This window comes from Proteus genomosp. 4 str. ATCC 51469, assembly GCF_003144375.1.
In the GTDB taxonomy this organism is placed as follows: domain Bacteria; phylum Pseudomonadota; class Gammaproteobacteria; order Enterobacterales; family Enterobacteriaceae; genus Proteus.
In genome coordinates, this window is sequence record NZ_PENV01000033.1 from 1 (window position 1) to 1,640 (window position 1,640).

Here is a 1,640-nt window from a genome sequence, read left to right on the forward strand (position 1 = left end):
ACGTTAGCCCAAGCGGCAGAAACCGCGGCGGAAAAAGCGCAAGTCAGCGGGGATAAAGCCGATTTAGCCCAAGCGCAAGCCGACCTAAAAGCCGCGCAAGAAGCCGTTGTTAACGCTGAAGCAGTGAAAGCCAAATTAGATGCGTTGATCAGCAAAGCGAACGCCAAAGGGGTCGATACTGCCGATGCACAGTTGGTGGCAGATAAAGCGCAAAGTCAGCTAGATGACGCCAACAGTGCGTTGAATGCGGCTGAAAAAATCATCGACAGCCTGTTAGACGTCGATGTGATTGATGACACTGATACGGCGATCGACGATCTGCCAGATGATGCGTCTGACAAAGAAAAAGCCGAAGTTAAAGCGAAATTGGATAATGCGGCTGAGTTGATTGGTCAGCAAATTACTGATGCCTTAACGTTAGCCCAAGCGGCAGAAACCGCGGCGGAAAAAGCGCAAGCCAGCGGTGATAAAGCCGATTTAGCCCAAGCGCAAGCCGACCTAAAAATGGCGCAAGAAGCCGTTGCTAACGCTGAAGCAGTGAAAGCCAAGTTAGATGCGTTGATCAGCAAAGCGAACGCCAAAGGGGTTGATACTGCCGATGCACAGTTGGTGGCAGATAAAGCGCAAAGTCAGCTAGATGACGCCAACAGTGCGTTGAATGCGGCTGAAAAAATCATCGACAGCCTGTTAGACGTCGATGTGATTGATGACACTGATACGGCGATCGACGATCTGCCAGATGATGCGTCTGACAAAGAAAAAGCCGAAGTTAAAGCGAAATTGGATAATGCGGCTGAGTTGATTGGTCAGCAAATTACTGATGCCTTAACGTTAGCCCAAGCGGCAAAAACTGCGGCGGAAAAAGCGCAAGCCAGCGGGGATAAAGCCGATTTAGCCCAAGCGCAAGCCGACCTAAAAGCCGCGCAAGAAGCCGTTGTTAACGCTGAAGCGGTGAAAGCCAAATTAGATGCGTTGATCAGCAAAGCAAATGCCAAAGGGGTCGATACTGCCGATGCGCAGTTGGTGGCAGATAAAGCGCAAAGTCAGTTAGATGACGCACAATTAGCCTTAGAAAATGCTGAGCAAATCATCGACAGCCTGTTAGACGTCGATGTGATTGATGACACTGATACGGCGATCGACGATCTGCCAGATGATGCGTCTGACAAAGAAAAAGCCGAAGTTAAAGCGAAATTGGATAATGCGGCTGAGTTGATTGGTCAGCAAATTACTGATGCCTTAACGTTAGCCCAAGCGGCAGAAACCGCAGCGGAAAAAGCGCAAGCCAGCGGTGATAAAGCCGATTTAGCTCAAGCACAAGCCGACCTAAAAGCCGCGCAAGAAGCCGTTGCTAATGCTGAAGCGGTGAAAGCTAAATTAGATGCGTTGATCAGCAAAGCGAACGCCAAAGGGGTCGATACTGCCGATGCGCAGTTGGTGGCAGATAAAGCGCAAAGTCAGTTAGATGACGCACAATTAGCCTTAGAAAATGCTCAGCAAATCATCGACAGCCTGTTAGACGTCGATGTGATTGATGACACTGATACGGCGATCGACGATCTGCCGGATGATGCGTCTGACAAAGAAAAAGCCGAAGTTAAAGCGAAGCTGGATAATGCGGCTGAGTTGATTGGTCAGCA

General features: G+C 49.6%; 1 protein-coding gene. It reads left to right on the top strand.

What is annotated here, in order from left to right; genetic code table 11:
- A partial coding sequence (locus tag DK866_RS19470; RefSeq protein ID WP_208624201.1) for a hypothetical protein occupies positions 1 to 1,640 on the top strand: 1,640 nt, incomplete at both ends.